This is a genomic window from Sphingosinicella sp., from assembly GCF_013911755.1.
In the GTDB taxonomy this organism is placed as follows: domain Bacteria; phylum Pseudomonadota; class Alphaproteobacteria; order Sphingomonadales; family Sphingomonadaceae; genus Sphingosinicella.
Genome location: NZ_JACESP010000021.1, coordinates 1 through 16,238 on the forward strand (window position 1 = coordinate 1; position 16,238 = coordinate 16,238).

Genomic DNA, 16,238 nt, shown 5'->3' on the forward strand with positions numbered 1-16,238 from the left:
GCGCGGCGCGCGATCAGATCGCGATTCTCGTCCAGAAGTTTGACAACGCCGGCGCCGACCGTGCCGAGCCCGGCAAGCGCGATGCGCAAGGGAGGATTCACTACTTAACCCCGATTCTCAAGACATTCCGACAAGCGTTTACTCGCCAATGGCCTTTTGCTGGCCCGGCGTGTTTACACCCATCGATTGAAGATAGCGTTTCACGTTGCGCGCCGCCTGGCGGATGCGCTGCTCATTTTCCACCATGGCGATGCGCACGAAGCCCTCGCCGTCCTCGCCGTAGCCGACACCCGGCGCGACCGCGACGCCCGCGTGGGTGAGGAGCTGCTTGGTGAATTCTAAGCTGCCGAGATGCGCGAGCGCAGGCGGCAGCGGCGCCCAGCAGAACATCGAGGCGCGCGGGCTGGGAATGTCCCAGCCGGCCCGCCCGAAGCTCTCCACGAGCACGTCGCGGCGGCGCTTGTAGAGCTCGCGGTTCTTCTCGACGATATCCTGAGGGCCATTGATGGCCGCCACCGCCGCCGCCTGGATCGGCGTGAACGCGCCGTAATCGAGGTACGACTTCACGCGCGTCAGCGCCGCGATGAGCGTCTTGTTGCCCACCGCGAAGCCCATGCGCCACCCGGCCATCGAGTAGGTCTTGGACATGGAGGTGAATTCCACCGCCACGTCCTTCGCGCCCGGCACCTGCAGGATCGAGGGCGTCGGCACGCCGTCGTAGTAAAGCTCCGAATACGCGAGATCCGAGAGGATCCAGAGGCCGTGTTCCTTCGCGAACGCGACGACGCGCTCATAGAAGGCAAGATCCACCACCTCGGCGGTCGGGTTCGAAGGATAGCCCATCACCAGCACCGAGGGCTTGGGCACGGTGAACTTCACCGCGCGCTCCAGCGCCTCGAAATAGCGCTCGTCGGGCGTCGTCGGCACGCTGCGGATGGTGGCACCCGCGATGATGAAGCCGAAGGTGTGGATGGGGTAGCTCGGGTTCGGCGCCAGTACGACGTCGCCCGGCGCGGTGATCGCCTGGGCGAGGTTGGCAAGGCCTTCCTTGGAGCCGAGCGTCACCACGACCTCGCTATCGGCGTCCAGCTCCACACCGAAACGCCGCGCATAATAGCCCGCCTGCGCCTTCCTGAGCCCCGGAATGCCCTTCGATGCCGAATAGCCGTGCGCGTCGGGTTTCCGCGCCACTTCGCACAGCTTGTCGATGACGTGCTGCGGCGGCGGCAGGTCGGGGTTGCCCATGCCGAGGTCGATAATGTCCTCGCCTGCCGCACGTGCTGCTGCCCGCATCGCGTTCACTTCGGCGATCACGTAGGGCGGCAGGCGCTTGATGCGGTAGAAGTCTGACATTGTCTCCTCTTGGGTCTTTCCCGTGCATAGGCCGCATGATCGCGGCGGGCGCCGTTATAGCGACCGCCCTTGGCGCTTGGCGAGCGCTTGTTTATCGTCGGCGCAACTGCTGCTCTCGGGGAGATCGTGATGGTTGCCGCCGCCGACATCGAAGGTCTTGCCGAGCACGTCCAGCGCTGGACGTGGCTTGCGGGCAAGATGCAGCAGATGATGATGGAATTCCTCGCGAAAGAAGCCACTGACGGCGTCGTGCTCGGCCCCGATCCGCTCGGCCTTGTCGAGACGTGGAGCAAGATGGCGACCGCCGCGATCACCGATCCCGCTCGTCTCGCCCAGTTGCAGGCGGATTACTGGCGCGACGCGATGACGCTCTGGCAGGCATTCGCCACGCCGGGCGAAGTCCAGCCCCCGCAGCTTCCTGCCGACAAGCGGTTCAAGGGGTCGGCGTGGTCGGAAATGCCTGCATTCGATTTCCTGAAGTCCTCCTACTTGCTCGCCAGTCAGTACATTCTGCAGCTCGTCGGTGGCCTCGATGGCCTCGACGACAAGGAGCGGCAGAAGGCGATCTTCTACACGCGCCAGTTCATCGATGCCCTGTCGCCCTCGAACTACGTGCTTACCAACCCCGAAGTCCTGAAGGCCACGGTCGAGACGCGCGGCGAGAACCTGCTCAAAGGCACGCAGAACCTGCTCGACGACCTGCAGCGCGGCCGCATGACGATGACCGACGAGAAGGCGTTCGAGGTCGGCCGCAACGTCGCCGTCACCCCCGGAAAGGTCGTGTTCGAAAACCGGATGTTCCAGCTCATCCAGTACACGCCGACCACCGCGAACGTTTACGAAATCCCGCTCCTCATCTTCCCGCCGTGGATCAACAAGTTCTACATCCTCGATCTGACGCCGGAAAAGAGCTTCATCCGCTGGGCGGTGGCACAGGGCCTCACCGTGTTCGTCGTTTCATGGAAGAACGCCGACGCCAGCATCGCCGACGCGACGACCGCGACCTACATAGAGGAAGGCTTCATCACCGCGATCGATGCTGTGCTGAAGGGCCTCGGCATCAAGTCCACGCACGTCATCGGCTACTGCGTCGCGGGCACGACGCTCGCGATGACGCTCGCCTTCATGGCGGCGCGGGGCGAGGCGGAGAAGGTGAAGACCGCGACGTTCTTCACCGCGCAGGTCGATTTTTCGGAGTGCGGCGACCTCGGCGTCTTCGTGGACGAGGATCATCTGAAGGCGGTGAAGGAGCTTTCCGAAAGCAAGGGCTATCTCGACGGCCGCTACATGGCGACGACTTTCAACATGCTCCGCGCGAACGACCTCATCTGGAACTATGTCGTCAACAACTACTTGCTGGGTAAGGATTATTTCCCCTTCGACCTGCTCTACTGGAACTCGGACGCAACGAACGTCCCCGCCAAATGGCACGCCGAGTATCTCGAAGGGCTCTACCGCGACAACAAGATGATCAAGCCGGGCGCCATCGTGATTGACGGCACGCCCATCGATCTCACCAAGGTCCACACGCCGGTCTACATCCAGGGCGGAAAGGAAGACCACATCGCCCCTGCCCGATCCTCCTACAAGCTAACCCGGAACTTCGCCGGACCGGTTCGCTTCGTCCTTGCGGGCAGCGGCCACATCGCAGGCGTCGTCAACCCGCCCGACGCGAAGAAGTACCAGCACTGGACGAACGACACGCTCCCAGAGCGCTTCGAGGACTTCGCCGCCACCGCCACCGAACACCCCGGCAGCTGGTGGCCGGACTGGATCGCATGGCTGACGCCGCAATCCGGCAAGGAAGTCCCCGCCCGCACCCCCGGCAAGGGCCCGAAGGGCGGCACGCTCAAGGTGATCGAGGATGCCCCGGGGAGGTATGTGCGGGAACGGGTTGGGTAGGGCGGATATCCCGCCGCTGTAGAAAGGTTGCCCATGCGTCTCATTGATCGGCTCGGCCTGTCGGTTCCGGTGATCCAGGCTCCCATGGCGGGCGTATCCACGCCCACACTTGCTGCAGCCGTGTCGAACGCGGGCGCGCTTGGTTCGATCGGCGTGGGCGCAACGGATGCTCATCACGCGCGCTTGATGATCGACGAGCTTCGGGCGCGCACCGACCGCGCGTTCAATGTCAATCTATTCGTCCACGATCGTGCCAAGGCTGATCCGGTGCGCGAAGCCGCGTGGCTGGATCGACTTGCGCCGCTGTTCGCCGAGTTTGAAGCAGAGCCGCCGAACACGCTCCAAACGATCTACAAGAGCTTCGCCGACGATGCCGACACGCTGGCCATGCTGCTGGATACCGCGCCACCGGTGGTGAGCTTTCACTTCGGTCTGCCACCTGCTTCGACAATCCGCGCCTTTCAGGAGAAAAACATTCTCCTGATGGCCACCGCGACCAGCGTCGAGGAAGCGCGCCTCATCGAAGAGGCAGGGATCGACGCCATCGTCGCACAGGGCAACGAAGCCGGCGGGCATCGCGGCATGTTCGATCCTTCCGCACCAGACGACGCGCTCGGCATGGCTACCCTCACCCGCCTGCTGGTCAAGGAAAGCAGGCTTCCCGTGATCGCGGCGGGCGGCATCATGGATGGGGCGGGTATCGCAGCCGCACTCGATCTCGGCGCTGTTGCCGCGCAGCTCGGCACTGCCTTCATCGCTTGCAGCGAATCCGCGGCGGATGAAGCCTATCGCGCCGCGCTCATGGGTCCGGGGGCCTATCACACCACGCTGACACCGATCATCTCGGGACGGCCCGCCCGCGTGCTTGCCAATCGTTTCAGCGGCCTTGCGGGGATGCTCTCGGATTGCAAACCTCCCGATTACCCGATCGCCTATGACGCGGGTAAAGCCCTGCACGCAGCGGCGAAGGCGAAAGGTGAGAGCGGCTTCGGAGCGCAATGGGCAGGGCAAGGCGCGCCGCTTGCGCGTGCAATGTCCGCCACCGAACTGGTCGAAACGCTACGCCTCGAACTCCAACACTGCCGACGCGATAGCGTTTGAAGGCTACGGCCGCACGAAGGGGTCAGCGCACGCGGGGGAGTGGCGGCATCGGTGCCCGTGAGGGGCGGTTGCGGTCGCGCGGGAGCTGGGCCTGATAGGCCTCCGCGCAGTGCGCCATGCAGTAGGGGAAGCCCGGGTTCACCGGGCGGCCGCAGAACTGGAAGTCGGGCTCGCCGGGGTGGCCGATCGGCCACTTGCAGATCTTGTCGCTGAGGTCGAGCAGCGTCACCTTCTCACCAGGCGCGCGCGGCTTCACCGGCGCGGCGGGCATCGCGGCGCGGACCGGCATCGCGGGCTTGGGCGCGGCAGCGGGCGCCGACGCGGGGGCCTTGGCTTCGGGTGCCGGGCGCGGCTGCGTCGCGGCGACTTCCGGCGCGCTGGGTTCGGGCTTCGGTTTGGGCGCAGCGGGCGCTGCGGCCTTCTTCACCGTCTCGCGCGGCGTGCCGTCGCTGTCGCCCTTGACGGGCGACGGGCGCGCCTTCAGCCCCAGCCGGTGCGCCTTGCCGATCACCGCGTTGCGGCTCACGTTGCCGAGCTTGTCGGCGATCTGGCTCGCGGTCAGCCCCTTTTCCCAAAGGCTCCGCAGCGTTTCGATCCGTTCGTCCGTCCAGGACATCGCGTTCCCACTTCCAATCTTCAAACAAAAGAGCCGACCGGCTTGCGGGGTCGGGCGTCAGCCTCTACTCCCACGCGCATGCACGATCAGCTTGCCCAGCCTTCCGTAGCGAAACCGGCGGCGCCGGTCCACAGCGAACCCGGCGTGCCGATCATCGGGCGCATCAACTGGCCCGGCCTTCGAACGCTCTATGTGAAGGAGGTGCGGCGGTTCTTCAAGGTGCAGCTGCAAACCGTGTGGGCGCCCGCCATCACGACGCTGCTGTTCCTGGCGATTTTCACCGTGGCGCTGGGACGCGGCAGCCTCACCGTTCTCGGCGTGCCGTTCAACAGCTTCCTTGCGCCGGGTCTCATCGTCATGGCGATGATCCAGAACAGCTTCGCGAACACCTCTTCCTCGATCCTGATCGGCAAGGTGCAGGGCACGATCGTCGACATACTGATGCCACCGCTTTCGCCCGGCGAGCTGCTCGTCTCGTTCGTCGCGGGCGCCGTCACCCGCGCGTGGCTCGTCGGCACGGCGGTCTGGTGTGCGATGGTGCTGTGGCCAGGCGTTTCGGTGGCGATCCACAATCCGCTCGCCGTGTTCTTCTACGGCACGATGGGCGCGGTGATGCTGGGACTGCTCGGGGTCATCACCGGCCTGTGGGCGGACAAGTTCGATCATGCCGCCGCGGTCACCAACTTCGTCGTGCAGCCGCTCTCGCTGCTCTCCGGCACCTTCTACTCGATCGACCGGCTCGCCGGTGTGTGGCACACCGCGAGCCACTTCAACCCGTTCTTCTATGTGATCGACGGCTTCCGTTCGGGCTTCATCGGCGTCCACGACGGCCCGGCGCTCGGCGGCGCGATCGCGCTTGTCGCGATCAACACCGCGCTCTGGACGCTGTGCTACTGGGCGCTTCGCACCGGCTGGCGCACGCGCCAGTGAGATTGACTTGAAGGCCCGCGTAGGTCATGGAAGCGCGCAAGTCCGAAGGGCGGTCAGCATTGGCCGCCTTTTTCCGTTTCGAAGGCCGGTTTTCGGGGCCATTCACGAACGAAGGTTTGAAGGGCGATGCGGCATTTTCTCGATCTCGAAAGCACGGGCGCCGACGCCCTGCGGCTGATCCTCGACGAGGCGAAGCGCCGCAAGCAGGCTCGCGCCGGGCGCCCCAAGGGCGCGGTAGACGACGATGCCCCGCTTGCCGGGCATATGCTCGCAGCGATCTTCGAGAAGTCATCGACCCGCACGCGCGTCTCCTTCGACATGGCGATGCGCCAGCTCGGCGGTTCGGCGATGATTCTCTCCTCGGCGGACATGCAGCTCGGCCGCGGCGAGACGATCGAAGACACCGCGCGCGTCCTCTCCCGCTTCGTCGACGCCATTTCGCTGCGCACCAACGGGCATGACAAAGTCGAAGCGCTCGCCGCCGCCAGCAGCGTGCCGGTGATCAACATGCTGACCGACAGCGGGCACCCCTGCCAGATCGTCGCCGATCTGATGACCGTGGAAGAGCGCCTGGGCCGCAGCGTTGCGGGCACGGTGTGGACGTGGCTCGGCGACGGCAACAACGTCTGCCAGTCGCTGATCGAAGCGGCGGGCCTGCTCGGTTTTGAAATGCGGCTTTCGGTTCCCGCCGCCTACGATCCCGACGACACCGTCGTCGCCCGCGCGGAGGCGCGCGGCGCGCGCATCGTCGTCGAACGCAACCCGGAGGCGGCAGTCGCTGGCGCGGACGTCGTCGTTACCGACACGTGGGTCTCGATGGGCCAGTCGGGCGCCTCGGCGCGCATGGTTGCGATGGGGCCGTATCAGGTGACCGAAGCGTTGATGGCCAAGGCGAAGCCCTCCGCGATCTTCCTCCATTGTCTTCCCGCGCACCGCGGTGAGGAAGTCGTCGATGCCGTGATGGACGGGCCGCAGTCGGCCGTGTGGGACGAAGCCGAAAACCGCGTACATGCACAGAAAGCGATCCTTCTCTGGTGTCTGAACACGCTCGGCTGAACGGCAACGGCTCTGCAGGCACCCCGCAAACGGGGCGCGTGCTGCCGTTCACGATCCCGGCGCGGAGTGCGCGCGGGCGCGTCGCACGGCTCGGCCCTGCGCTCGCCGCAATCCTCAGCGCGCACGACTACCCCACCCCGCTCTGCCAGCTCCTCGGCGAGGCGCTGATCCTCACCGTGCTCATCGGCACCACCGTGCAGAAGGGCGAGGGCCAAACCACCGTGCAGGCGCAATCCAAGGGCGGGCCGATCGACCTTCTTGTCTGCGATTACCGTGCCGGCGAGATTCGCGGCTACCTCCGCTTCGACCCCGAACGGATGGGCGAAATCGCACCTGGCGCGCTGCTGCCAGACCTGTTCGGCGCCGGCTACCTCGCCATCACCATCGAGCAGAGCGCCGCTGACGAGCGCTATCAAGGCATCGTGCCGCTGGAAGGCGACACGCTGTGCCACGCGGTCGAGCGCTATTTCACGGATTCGGAGCAGGTGCCGACACTCGTGCGCGGCGCGGTGCGGCAGGCCGAGGACGGCGCTTGGGAAGCCGGTGGGCTTCTCGTCCAGCACCTCCCCCATGGCGAAACCGGCGGCCCGCGCCTCGCCGCGCGCATGGACAATCGGGACTGGGAGCATGTGCTCGCGCTTGCCTCCACGATCACCGACACGGAGTTGACCGACAGTCATCTGAGCGAGGAAACCGTGCTCTGGCGGCTGTTTAACGAGGACGAGGTCCGCGTCTCGCCGCCTATCGGGCTCACGCGCGGCTGCCGCTGCACGGTGCAGCACTTCCGCGAGGTGCTCAGCCGCTTCCCCACCGAAGAACTTGCCGAAATGCGCGGCCCCGAAGGCACGATCGACGTAAACTGCGAGTTCTGCTCGCGTCTCTTCCCAATTGAAATGAGGGATTAACGTCCCGGATATGCCTTATTCATCTGTAATCCTTATAGTGTGACCATCTCCGGATCGCCGGAGATTTGACAGGGAGTTACGCGCTCATGCGCCGGAGTCTGGTTCTTGCTGGTGGTGCCCTTGTGGCGGCTACAGCTGCGTTCGCGCAGCCGGTAACGCTGTCGCTGTTCGGTGGCGGTGATTTTCAGCCGGGCTCGTACAGCGTTTCGGGCGGTGCCAACCGTTGCATCATGTCGCCGGAATCGCTGATGCACGTCGGCCTTGAAGCCGCGGACGGCAAAAGCTGTGTCCATACCGTGGTCGAGGACACCGCCGAGCGCGCCACAGTGGCGTACAGCTGCCGCGGCCTTGGCAGCGGCCGAACGACCATCGTGAAGGACAACCGCAACCACTTCACGATCGATGCGCAGGGCATTCGCGGCCGCGAGCCGTTCGCGGTGCGTCAGGAATTCAAGCGCGTCGGCGACTGCTGATCAGTGGGCGGCGCCTGCCGCCGCGGGGCTCGTGAGCAGGAACAGCGGGATCGCGGCGTCGAAGCCCTGCCCCTTTTCGTCAAGCATCTGGAACGAGCCTGCCATCGTGCCCATCGGCGTTTCGAGCGGGCAGGCAGAGACGTAGTCGTAAGCCTCCCCCGGCGCGATCACCGGCTGCGCGCCGACGACGCCCGCGCCGCGAACTTCATGAACGTTGCCCGTGCCGTCCGTGATGATCCAGTGCCGGCTGATGAGCTGCACGGGCGCGTCGCGGCCGTTTTCGATGCGGATGTGATAGGTCCACACATAATGGTCCCGCTCCGGCAGTGAACGCTCCGGCAGGTAGGACGGGTTCGCACGCACGGTGACACCGGCGGTCGTCGCAGAGGCTGCGAAGAACTCCTTCACAACCCCACCGCCGAGAGCGCCCGGTCGAGATCGTCGATGACGTCGGCCGGGTCTTCGAGCCCTACGGAGAGGCGCAGCATCGATTCCGTGACACCCATCTCCTCGCGCACCTTCTCGTCGAGGCCGGCGTGGGTGGTCGAGGCAGGGTGCGTCATCAGCGTGCGGGAATCGCCGATGTTGTTCGAGATATCGACGAGGCTGAGCGCGTCCAGGAGCCCGTGCGCCTGCTTGCGCCCGTCTGCAACGAACAGGCTCATGATCGTGCCGCCGCCCGACATCTGCGCCATCGCGAGATTGTGCTGGGGGTGCGAAGGCAGCGCGGGATAAAGCAGGCGCGGCACGCGCGCATCGAGGAAGCGGGCCACCGTGAGCGCGTTCTCGCACTGCTTCGCCATCCGCAGCTCGAGCGTTTCAAGGCCCTTCAGCACCACCCACGCGTTGAACGCGGAGAGCGTCGGCCCCGTGTTGCGGGTGAAAGCGAGGAGGTCGCCTTCGATGAATTCTTCCGGGCCGAGCACGGCGCCCGCCAGCACACGGCCCTGTCCGTCGAGCATCTTCGTTGCCGAATAGGCCACGATGTCCGCGCCGAATTCGAGCGGGCGCTGGAGGACGGGAGTCGCAAAGGCATTGTCCACCACGACGACCGCACCGGCATCGTGCGCGATGTCCGAAATGGCGCGGATGTCGCAGATATCGAGCGTGGGATTCGCGGGGGTTTCCATGAAGAACAGCTTGGTGTTCGGACGTACCGCCGCCTTCCAGTCATCGACCTCGCGGCCATCGACCACCGTGGTCTCGACGCCGAACTTCGGGAGCAGCGAATCGACGAGCCAGCGGCAGGAGCCGAACAGCGCGCGGCCCGCGACGACATGATCGCCCGCGCGCAGCTGCGAGAGCAGCGCCGCCGTCATCGCGGCCATGCCGCTCGCCATCGCGCGGCACGCCTCGGCGCCCTCGATGAGCCGCAGCCGTTCCTCGAACATCGCGACGGTCGGATTCTGCAGGCGCGAGTAGGTCATACCCTTCTCGTCGCCGCGGAAGCGCGCCGCCACCGTCTCAGCGTCGTCGTAGCAATAGCCGGACGTCAGGAAGATCGCTTCCGAGGTTTCACCAAACTCGCTGCGCATCGTGCCGCCGCGCACGGCACGCGTGGCCGGACGCCAGCCTTTGGTTTCTTCCCTGTTTGCTCCGCTCATCCGTTTCATGGCGCGTGCATCGCAGCCGCGCGCGTCCGCGTCAACGCCTCTTGACCAGCGCAGGCGCGCCATTCAAATGGGCGCCGTGCGGGTGTAGCTCAATGGTAGAGCAGAAGCTTCCCAAGCTTACGACGAGGGTTCGATTCCCTTCACCCGCTCCACCCGGAGAACGCCCTTGATCCTGCCGCCATCGGTTTCGACTCCGGCTGTGGGGCGCCCGTTCTACGCGCACCTCTATTTCCAGGTTCTCCTCGCGATCGCGCTCGGCGGCACGATCGGTCACATCTGGCCGGAATTCGGCGAAAGCCTGAAACCGCTCGGCGATGCCTTCATCAAGCTCGTCAAGATGATCATCGGTCCGGTTATCTTCCTCACGATCGTGACGGGCATCGCCGGGATGCGCGACCTCGGGCGGGTCGGACGCGTGGCGGCGAAGGCCTTCATCTACTTCCTCGTCTTCTCGACGCTCGCGCTCATCGTGGGCCTTATCGTCGCCAACGTCATCCAGCCGGGGCGCGGCCTGAACATCGACCCCGCGACGCTCGATGGCGGCGCGGTTGCCCAATATTCGACCGCGGCACACGACAGCAGCATCGTCGGTTTCCTGATGCACATCATCCCGAACACGCTCGTCAGCGGTTTCGTGGAGGGCGACATCCTGCAGGTGCTGTTCGTCTCCATCCTGTTCGGCATCGCACTCACACTTGTCGGCGACATCGGTGCGCCGGTCCTGCACTTTTTCGAGGCGCTCGGCGCCACTGTGTTCCGGCTGGTCGGCATCCTGATGAAGGCCGCGCCCATCGGCGCGTTCGGCGCATTTGCCTTCACGATCGGCGCCTACGGCATCGGCACGGTGGCGAATCTCGCCGCCCTGATCGCGACCTTCTACCTTACCTCGCTGCTGTTCGTGCTCGGCGTTCTCGGGCTGGTGGGCGTCGCGAACGGCTTCTCGATCCTGAAGCTCATCCGCTACCTCAAGGAAGAGCTGCTGCTCGTGCTCGGCACGTCGAGTTCGGAAGCCGCCCTCCCCAGCCTGATCGCCAAGATGGAGCGCGCGGGCGCTTCCAAATCGGTGGTCGGGCTCGTCGTGCCGACCGGCTATTCGTTCAACCTCGACGGCACCAACATCTACATGACGATGGCGGCGCTGTTCATCGCGCAGGCGCTCAATATCGATCTCAGCCTTGAAGAGCAGGTGCTGCTGCTGCTTGTCGCGATGCTGAGCTCGAAGGGAGCGGCGGGGATCACCGGCGCTGGTTTCATCACGCTCGCCGCAACGCTTTCGGTGGTTCCCAGCGTGCCGGTCGCAGGCATGGCGCTGATCCTCGGCATCGACCGCTTCATGAGCGAATGCCGCGCGCTCACCAACTTCGTGGGGAACGCCGTGGCGACGATCGTTGTCGCGCGCTGGGAGGGCGAACTCGACCGCGCAGCGCTCAACGCCGCGCTCGCGGGACCGCCGCTTCCGATCGCGGCCAAGCCCGATCCCGCCGCCGGTCCGGGCGACGACACCGCCGTTACCGAGGACTGATCCCGCCTCGCCCGCGCCTGCCCAAAATCGTGGCTTGCCCGTATATATCTAAAAGTCATATTCTCCCGACAAACACGAGGAGGACTTGATGAAAACACGCATCACCGAGCTTTTTGGCATCCAGCACCCGATCATTCAGGGGGGCATGCACTTCGTCGGTTTCGCGGAAATGGCCGCCGCCGTCTCTAACGCCGGGGGCCTTGGCATCATCACCGGCCTCACGCAGCGCACGCCTGCCGACCTCGCGAATGAGATCGCGCGCTGCCGGGACATGACGGACAAGCCCTTCGGCGTGAACCTCACCTTTCTCCCGGTGGTCAACACACCCGATTATCCGGGCTACGTGCGCGCGATCATCGAAGGCGGTGTCAAGGCGGTCGAAACGGCGGGGAACAACCCGCAGCAGGTGCTTCCCTACCTCAAGGACGCCGGCATCAAGGTCATCCACAAGTGCACCTCGGTGCGCCATTCGCTGAAGGCCCAGTCGATCGGCTGCGACGCGGTTTCGGTGGACGGCTTTGAGTGCGGCGGTCATCCCGGCGAGGACGACGTGCCGAACTTCATTTTGCTGCCGCGCGCCGCCGAGGAGCTTGAAATTCCGTTCGTCGCTTCGGGCGGCATGGCTGACGGGCGCAGCCTCGTCGCGGCGCTCGCGCTCGGTGCGGAAGGCATGAACATGGGCACGCGCTTCATCGCCACGAAGGAGGCGCCCGTGCACGAGAAGGTGAAGCAGGCGCTCATCGCCGCAAGTGAACTCGACACGCGGCTTGTCATGCGACCGCTACGCAACACCGAACGCGTTCTCCACAACGCGGCCGTTGAACGCCTGCTCGAAAAAGAGAAGCAACTGGGCGCGAACCTGAAGTTCGAGGACATCATCGAGGAGGTCGCAGGCGTCTACCCACGCATCATGAAGGAAGGCGACATGGACGCGGGCGCGTGGAGCTGCGGCATGGTCGCCGGGCTGATCCACGACATTCCGAGCTGCAAGGACCTGATCGATCGCATCATGGCCGAAGCAGACGCGATCATCCGGCAGAGACTGACGGGCTTCGCGAACGCATAGCGCCCCGGAGCTTTCAAAGAGCACGGGGTTTCGTCCCACGACTTTCCCTATTTGGAAAGCGCTTTCAGGGCCGCTTCAAGAGCGCCTGTACGACGTCGATCCCGCCCGACCGGAAGCCACCTTCGCAATACATCAGGTAGTAGCGCCAGATCGTATCGAAGGCGGCGTCGAACCCGGGCGGCAGGCGGCCTTCCTGCCGTGCGGCATCGTAGCGGAGGCGCCATTGGCGGAGCGTCTCGGCATAGTGCTGCCCGAACGCCTGCGCACCTTCCCACCGGAAGCCCGCGTTTTCCGCCGAGGTCCGCAAGCGCGGCTCGCTCGGCAGGATGCCGCCGGGGAAGATATAGGTCTGGATGAAGTCCGCGCCGGAGCGGTAGGCGGGGAACACCGCTTCGTCTATGGTGATGACCTGCATCGCCGCGCGTCCGCCCGGTTTCAGGGCGCGGAAGGCGGAGCGCATGAAGGTCTTCCAGTAGCGCGCACCGACCGCCTCGAACATTTCAACCGACGCCATGTGATCGAAACGTCCAATATCCTCGCGGTAATCGGCGATGCGCAGGTCGACGCGGTCTGAAAGCCCGGCGGCCGCCATCCGGCGCTGCCCGTACTCCAGCTGCTCCCGGCTGAGGGTGATGCCGGTGACGTGGACGCCGTATTCCTTCGCCGCGATCTCGGCGAGGCCGCCCCAGCCGCAGCCGATTTCCAGCAGACGCTGGCCCGGCTTCATCTCCAGCCGGTCGAGCAGCACGCGCACCTTGCGGCGCTGCGCGTCGGCGAGCGGCTCGTCCGGCGTGCCGAAGATCGCCGACGAGTATGCCATCGTTTCGTCGAGCCAGGCGGCGTAGAAATCGTTGCCGAGATCGTAGTGGAACTGGATGTTGCGGCGCGCGCCAGTGAGCGTGTTCGCCTGCAGCGCACGCATCAATCGGTTGAACAGGCGCCCCGGAAGCGCGCCGCGCCCGGTGCTGCCAAGCTCGCGCCGGTTCAGCATCATCACTTCGAAGAAAGCGGGAACATCTGGGCTTGCCCAGTCCCCGTCGAAATACGCCCGCGCCCATCCCGCCGATCCGCCCGCCGCAAGCCGCAGGAAGGGACGCCAGTTGATGAGGCGAAGCTCGGCCTGCGGACCCGGGGCGCGGCCACCGAGGCGCTGCATGCGGCCGTCCGGCTCGATGAGCGTCAGCGTGCCCCGAGCGAGCCCGGCGTCGACGCGGTTGATGAGGCGCTGGCGGCTGCCGGCAAACAATCGTGCAGGAAGGCCGCCAATCCAGAACCGGCGGTCTGCTTCGACGACGCGCGCGCCGCGCGTTTCCGGATGTGTCGCCATCCGTTTCTCCCCGGCGGTGAGTATGCGGCATTTCCAAGCGAATTCAAAGCCTAGCGAATCGTGGAGAGGGCAGCGAGCGCACGCTCCCGCGCCGGGCGGTGCCCGATGCGTTTTGCGGGATAGGCGACGGGCCGCGCGTCGTGCGCTTCCGGGTCGTGGATCACGGCGTCGTCAAGGCGCGAAAGTTCGGGCACCCAGCGGCGGATATAATCGGCAGCGCCGAACTTTTCGGACTGGGTGAGCGGCGCCATGATGCGCACGAACATGTTGGCGTCGATGCCCGTGCCCGCCGTCCACTGCCAATTGACGCTGTTGCTGCCATAGTCGGCATCGACGAGCGTGTCCCAGAACCAGCGCTCGCCCTCGCGCCAATCGATGAGGAGATGCTTCACGAGGAAACTGGCCGCGATCATCCGCACGCGGTTGTGCATCCACCCCGTCGCCCAGAGTTCGCGCATCCCGGCGTCGACGATAGGGTAGCCCGTCTCACCCCGGCACCATGCGCGGAAATCCGCAGCGACATCGGGGTCCGCCATATCGCGCCAGGGGAACGGATCGAACGCCGGCAGGCCGTTCGCCTTGCCGTAGTCCGGGCGAGCGAGGATGACGTTTTGCGCATAGTCCCGCCAGGCAAGCTCGCGCAGGAACGGTTCGGCGCCCGGCCGAGCGGCGGCGCGGCGCCAGACCTCGGCGACGGAAATTTCGCCGAAGTGAAGATGCGGCGACAAATACGAGACGCCCTGCTCCGACGGCAGGTTCCGCGTGGCATCATAGGCAGCGACGTTCGGCAGGAACGCTTCCAGCCGCTCCGCCGCGCCGACTTCGCCGGGCGTCCAGACGTGGAAACCGCTTGCCCAGTCGGGACGCTTGGGTAGCAGCGCCCAGTCCTCCAGCGTGTCGGACGCGGGCCAATCTTCCGGCGCCGTGAAGCGCTCGGGTGCGGCGATTGATGCGGCAGGCTGTATCCGGTCGCGGAGGGCGCGCCAGAACGGTGTGAAAATCTTGTAGAAATCGCCCGCCCCTGTCCGGACCTCGCCGGGCGGCAGCAGGCAGACGCCGTCGTGGAGGACGAGATCGACCTTGCCGCCGAGCGCCCGCTCGGCATTGCGCCACCACGGCGCATAGTGGCGTAGCGCGTGGACCCGCCGCGCGCCGGTTTCCGCGGCGAGATCGGCGAGGACGTCCGCTGCGACGCCGCGACGCAGAATGAGGCGGGAGCCGCGCTTGCGGAGGTCCGCATCGAGACTTGCAAGACTGTGGTGCAGCCACCAGCGCTGCGCGCCGCCGAGACGGCGGTGGCGAGGCGTTTCGTCGTCGAGGACGTAAACGGGGATCACCCTGCCCTCGCGCGCCGCAGCGGCAAAGGCGGGCTGGTCGGCGAGGCGGAGATCCTCGCGGAGCCAGACGATCGTACCGTTCATGCTTTTCCCTTCATCGCCGCTTGTTCTTCCCTGCCCCGAACACTAGTCAGACTCGCAGAAAACACGGAGTCGCAACGATAAAATGTCCCGCCTCGCTTACGTCAACGGTCGTCTCGTTCCGCTCGCCGATGCCACGGTTCACATCGAAGACCGCGGCTTCCAGTTCGCCGACGGCGTCTACGAGGTCGCCGCGACGTTGAACGGCCGGATGCTTGACTGGCCGCAGCACGTTGCGCGGCTCGGCCGCAGCCTTCGTGAACTCTCGATCGCCGCGCCGATGAGCGACGCGGCGCTTTCGATCGTTGCCCGCCGCGTGCTTGCCGCGAACCGTATCCGCGACGGGCTGCTGTATGTGCAGGTGACACGCGGCGCGGCGCGGCGTGACCACCCCTTCCCCGCCAATGCCGTGCCGACATTGGTGATGACCGCCCGCCCGTTCGATTTCCGGGTGCGGGTCGCGCAGCAGAAAACCGGGATTTCCGTCATCACGCAGCCGGAAAGCCGCTGGCAGCGCCGCGACATCAAGTCCATCGCGCTGCTGCCGAACGTGCTCGCCAAACAGTCGGCCCGTGAGGCGAAAGCGTTCGAGGCGTGGTTCGTGAACCCGGACGGCACGGTCAGCGAAGGCTCCTCCACCAATGCCTGGATCGTCCGCAAGGACGGCACCATCGTTACGCACCCCGCCACGGAAAGCATCCTCCACGGCGTGATGCGGGGCACGCTGCTTGCCCTTGCCCGCGAGCACCAGATCCGGGTCGAGGAAGCGCCCTTCACCACCGCCGACGCACTGGACGCCGCCGAGGCGTTCCTGACCTCGACGACCGCGCCTTGCCTGCCGATCATCAGCATCGACGGCAATCCGGTCGGCAAGGGCGTACCCGGCCCGGTGACAGCCCGACTCGCCGAAGCGCTGTGGGCCGAGGTCGAGCGCCAGACCGGCTGGCGGCGGTAAA

The 16,238-nt window shown here is 65.8% G+C and carries 15 protein-coding genes and 1 tRNA gene; 10 read left to right on the top strand and 6 right to left on the bottom strand.

All coding sequences use genetic code 11. The features are described 5' to 3' along the window. Positions 1 to 138: 138 nt before the first annotated feature. A complete protein-coding gene (locus tag H2052_RS13740; RefSeq protein ID WP_293782639.1) occupies positions 139 to 1,353 on the bottom strand; it encodes an LL-diaminopimelate aminotransferase in 1,215 nt (404 codons plus the stop codon). 129 nt (positions 1,354 to 1,482) lie between these two features. Between H2052_RS13740 and phaC the strand changes: the two genes are divergently transcribed. Together phaC and H2052_RS13750 are read left to right on the top strand one after the other, a co-directional pair. Then, complete coding sequence (gene phaC / locus H2052_RS13745) at positions 1,483 to 3,255, top strand: class I poly(R)-hydroxyalkanoic acid synthase (RefSeq protein ID WP_293782641.1); 1,773 nt, start codon at positions 1,483 to 1,485, stop codon at positions 3,253 to 3,255. 33 nt (positions 3,256 to 3,288) lie between these two features. Continuing rightward, positions 3,289 to 4,356: a nitronate monooxygenase gene (locus H2052_RS13750; protein ID WP_293782643.1), complete on the top strand. Its 1,068-nt coding sequence runs from the start codon at positions 3,289 to 3,291 to the stop codon at positions 4,354 to 4,356. 22 nt (positions 4,357 to 4,378) lie between these two features. Here the strand turns inward: H2052_RS13750 and H2052_RS13755 are convergent, their stop codons facing one another. Beyond that, entirely contained in the window at positions 4,379 to 4,972 is a 594-nt protein-coding gene (locus H2052_RS13755) for a GcrA family cell cycle regulator (RefSeq protein WP_293782646.1), read from the bottom strand. A gap of 78 nt (positions 4,973 to 5,050) precedes the next feature. Between H2052_RS13755 and H2052_RS13760 the strand changes: the two genes are divergently transcribed. The 4 genes from H2052_RS13760 (at position 5,051) to H2052_RS13775 (ending at position 8,336) form a co-directional block, all read left to right on the top strand. Beyond that, complete coding sequence (locus H2052_RS13760) at positions 5,051 to 5,902, top strand: ABC transporter permease (protein WP_293782649.1); 852 nt, start codon at positions 5,051 to 5,053, stop codon at positions 5,900 to 5,902. 126 nt (positions 5,903 to 6,028) lie between these two features. After that, positions 6,029 to 6,958, top strand: coding sequence for an ornithine carbamoyltransferase (gene argF, locus H2052_RS13765; RefSeq protein ID WP_293782651.1), 930 nt, complete (start codon positions 6,029 to 6,031; stop codon positions 6,956 to 6,958). Then, positions 6,937 to 7,863 (top strand): Hsp33 family molecular chaperone HslO, encoded by a 927-nt coding sequence (locus tag H2052_RS13770; RefSeq protein WP_293782654.1) that lies wholly within the window; start codon positions 6,937 to 6,939, stop codon positions 7,861 to 7,863. Before argF ends, H2052_RS13770 begins: the two co-directional genes overlap by 22 nt. Before the next feature lie 86 nt (positions 7,864 to 7,949). Then, positions 7,950 to 8,336: a hypothetical protein gene (locus tag H2052_RS13775; protein ID WP_293782657.1), complete on the top strand. Its 387-nt coding sequence runs from the start codon at positions 7,950 to 7,952 to the stop codon at positions 8,334 to 8,336. Here H2052_RS13775 and apaG read toward each other — a convergent pair whose 3' ends face one another. Both apaG and metZ read right to left on the bottom strand, forming a co-directional pair. Beyond that, positions 8,337 to 8,744 (bottom strand): Co2+/Mg2+ efflux protein ApaG, encoded by a 408-nt coding sequence (gene apaG, locus H2052_RS13780; protein WP_293782660.1) that lies wholly within the window; start codon positions 8,742 to 8,744, stop codon positions 8,337 to 8,339. Further along, positions 8,741 to 9,949: an O-succinylhomoserine sulfhydrylase gene (gene metZ / locus H2052_RS13785; RefSeq protein ID WP_293782663.1), complete on the bottom strand. Its 1,209-nt coding sequence runs from the start codon at positions 9,947 to 9,949 to the stop codon at positions 8,741 to 8,743. The genes apaG and metZ overlap by 4 nt, the downstream gene beginning before the upstream one ends. Before the next feature lie 78 nt (positions 9,950 to 10,027). Between metZ and H2052_RS13790 the strand changes: the two genes are divergently transcribed. From H2052_RS13790 to H2052_RS13800, 3 genes are all read left to right on the top strand, one after another. Next, a tRNA-Gly gene (locus H2052_RS13790) sits at positions 10,028 to 10,101 on the top strand. Between the two features lie 14 nt (positions 10,102 to 10,115). Next, positions 10,116 to 11,471, top strand: a complete 1,356-nt coding sequence (locus H2052_RS13795; RefSeq protein WP_293782666.1) for a dicarboxylate/amino acid:cation symporter — start codon at positions 10,116 to 10,118, stop codon at positions 11,469 to 11,471. Positions 11,472 to 11,559: 88 nt separating this feature from the next. Beyond that, a complete protein-coding gene (locus H2052_RS13800; RefSeq protein WP_293782669.1) occupies positions 11,560 to 12,537 on the top strand; it encodes a nitronate monooxygenase family protein in 978 nt (325 codons plus the stop codon). Between the two features lie 64 nt (positions 12,538 to 12,601). Here H2052_RS13800 and H2052_RS13805 read toward each other — a convergent pair whose 3' ends face one another. Continuing rightward, the gene (locus tag H2052_RS13805; RefSeq protein WP_293782672.1) at positions 12,602 to 13,864 is read right to left on the bottom strand and encodes a cyclopropane-fatty-acyl-phospholipid synthase family protein; all 1,263 of its coding nucleotides are present in this window, start codon (positions 13,862 to 13,864) and stop codon (positions 12,602 to 12,604) included. Between the two features lie 50 nt (positions 13,865 to 13,914). Continuing rightward, the gene (locus H2052_RS13810) at positions 13,915 to 15,285 is read right to left on the bottom strand and encodes a deoxyribodipyrimidine photo-lyase (RefSeq protein WP_293782675.1); all 1,371 of its coding nucleotides are present in this window, start codon (positions 15,283 to 15,285) and stop codon (positions 13,915 to 13,917) included. 82 nt (positions 15,286 to 15,367) lie between these two features. Between H2052_RS13810 and H2052_RS13815 the strand changes: the two genes are divergently transcribed. After that, entirely contained in the window at positions 15,368 to 16,237 is an 870-nt protein-coding gene (locus H2052_RS13815) for a D-amino-acid transaminase (RefSeq protein ID WP_293782678.1), read from the top strand. Position 16,238: the final 1 nt, after the last annotated feature.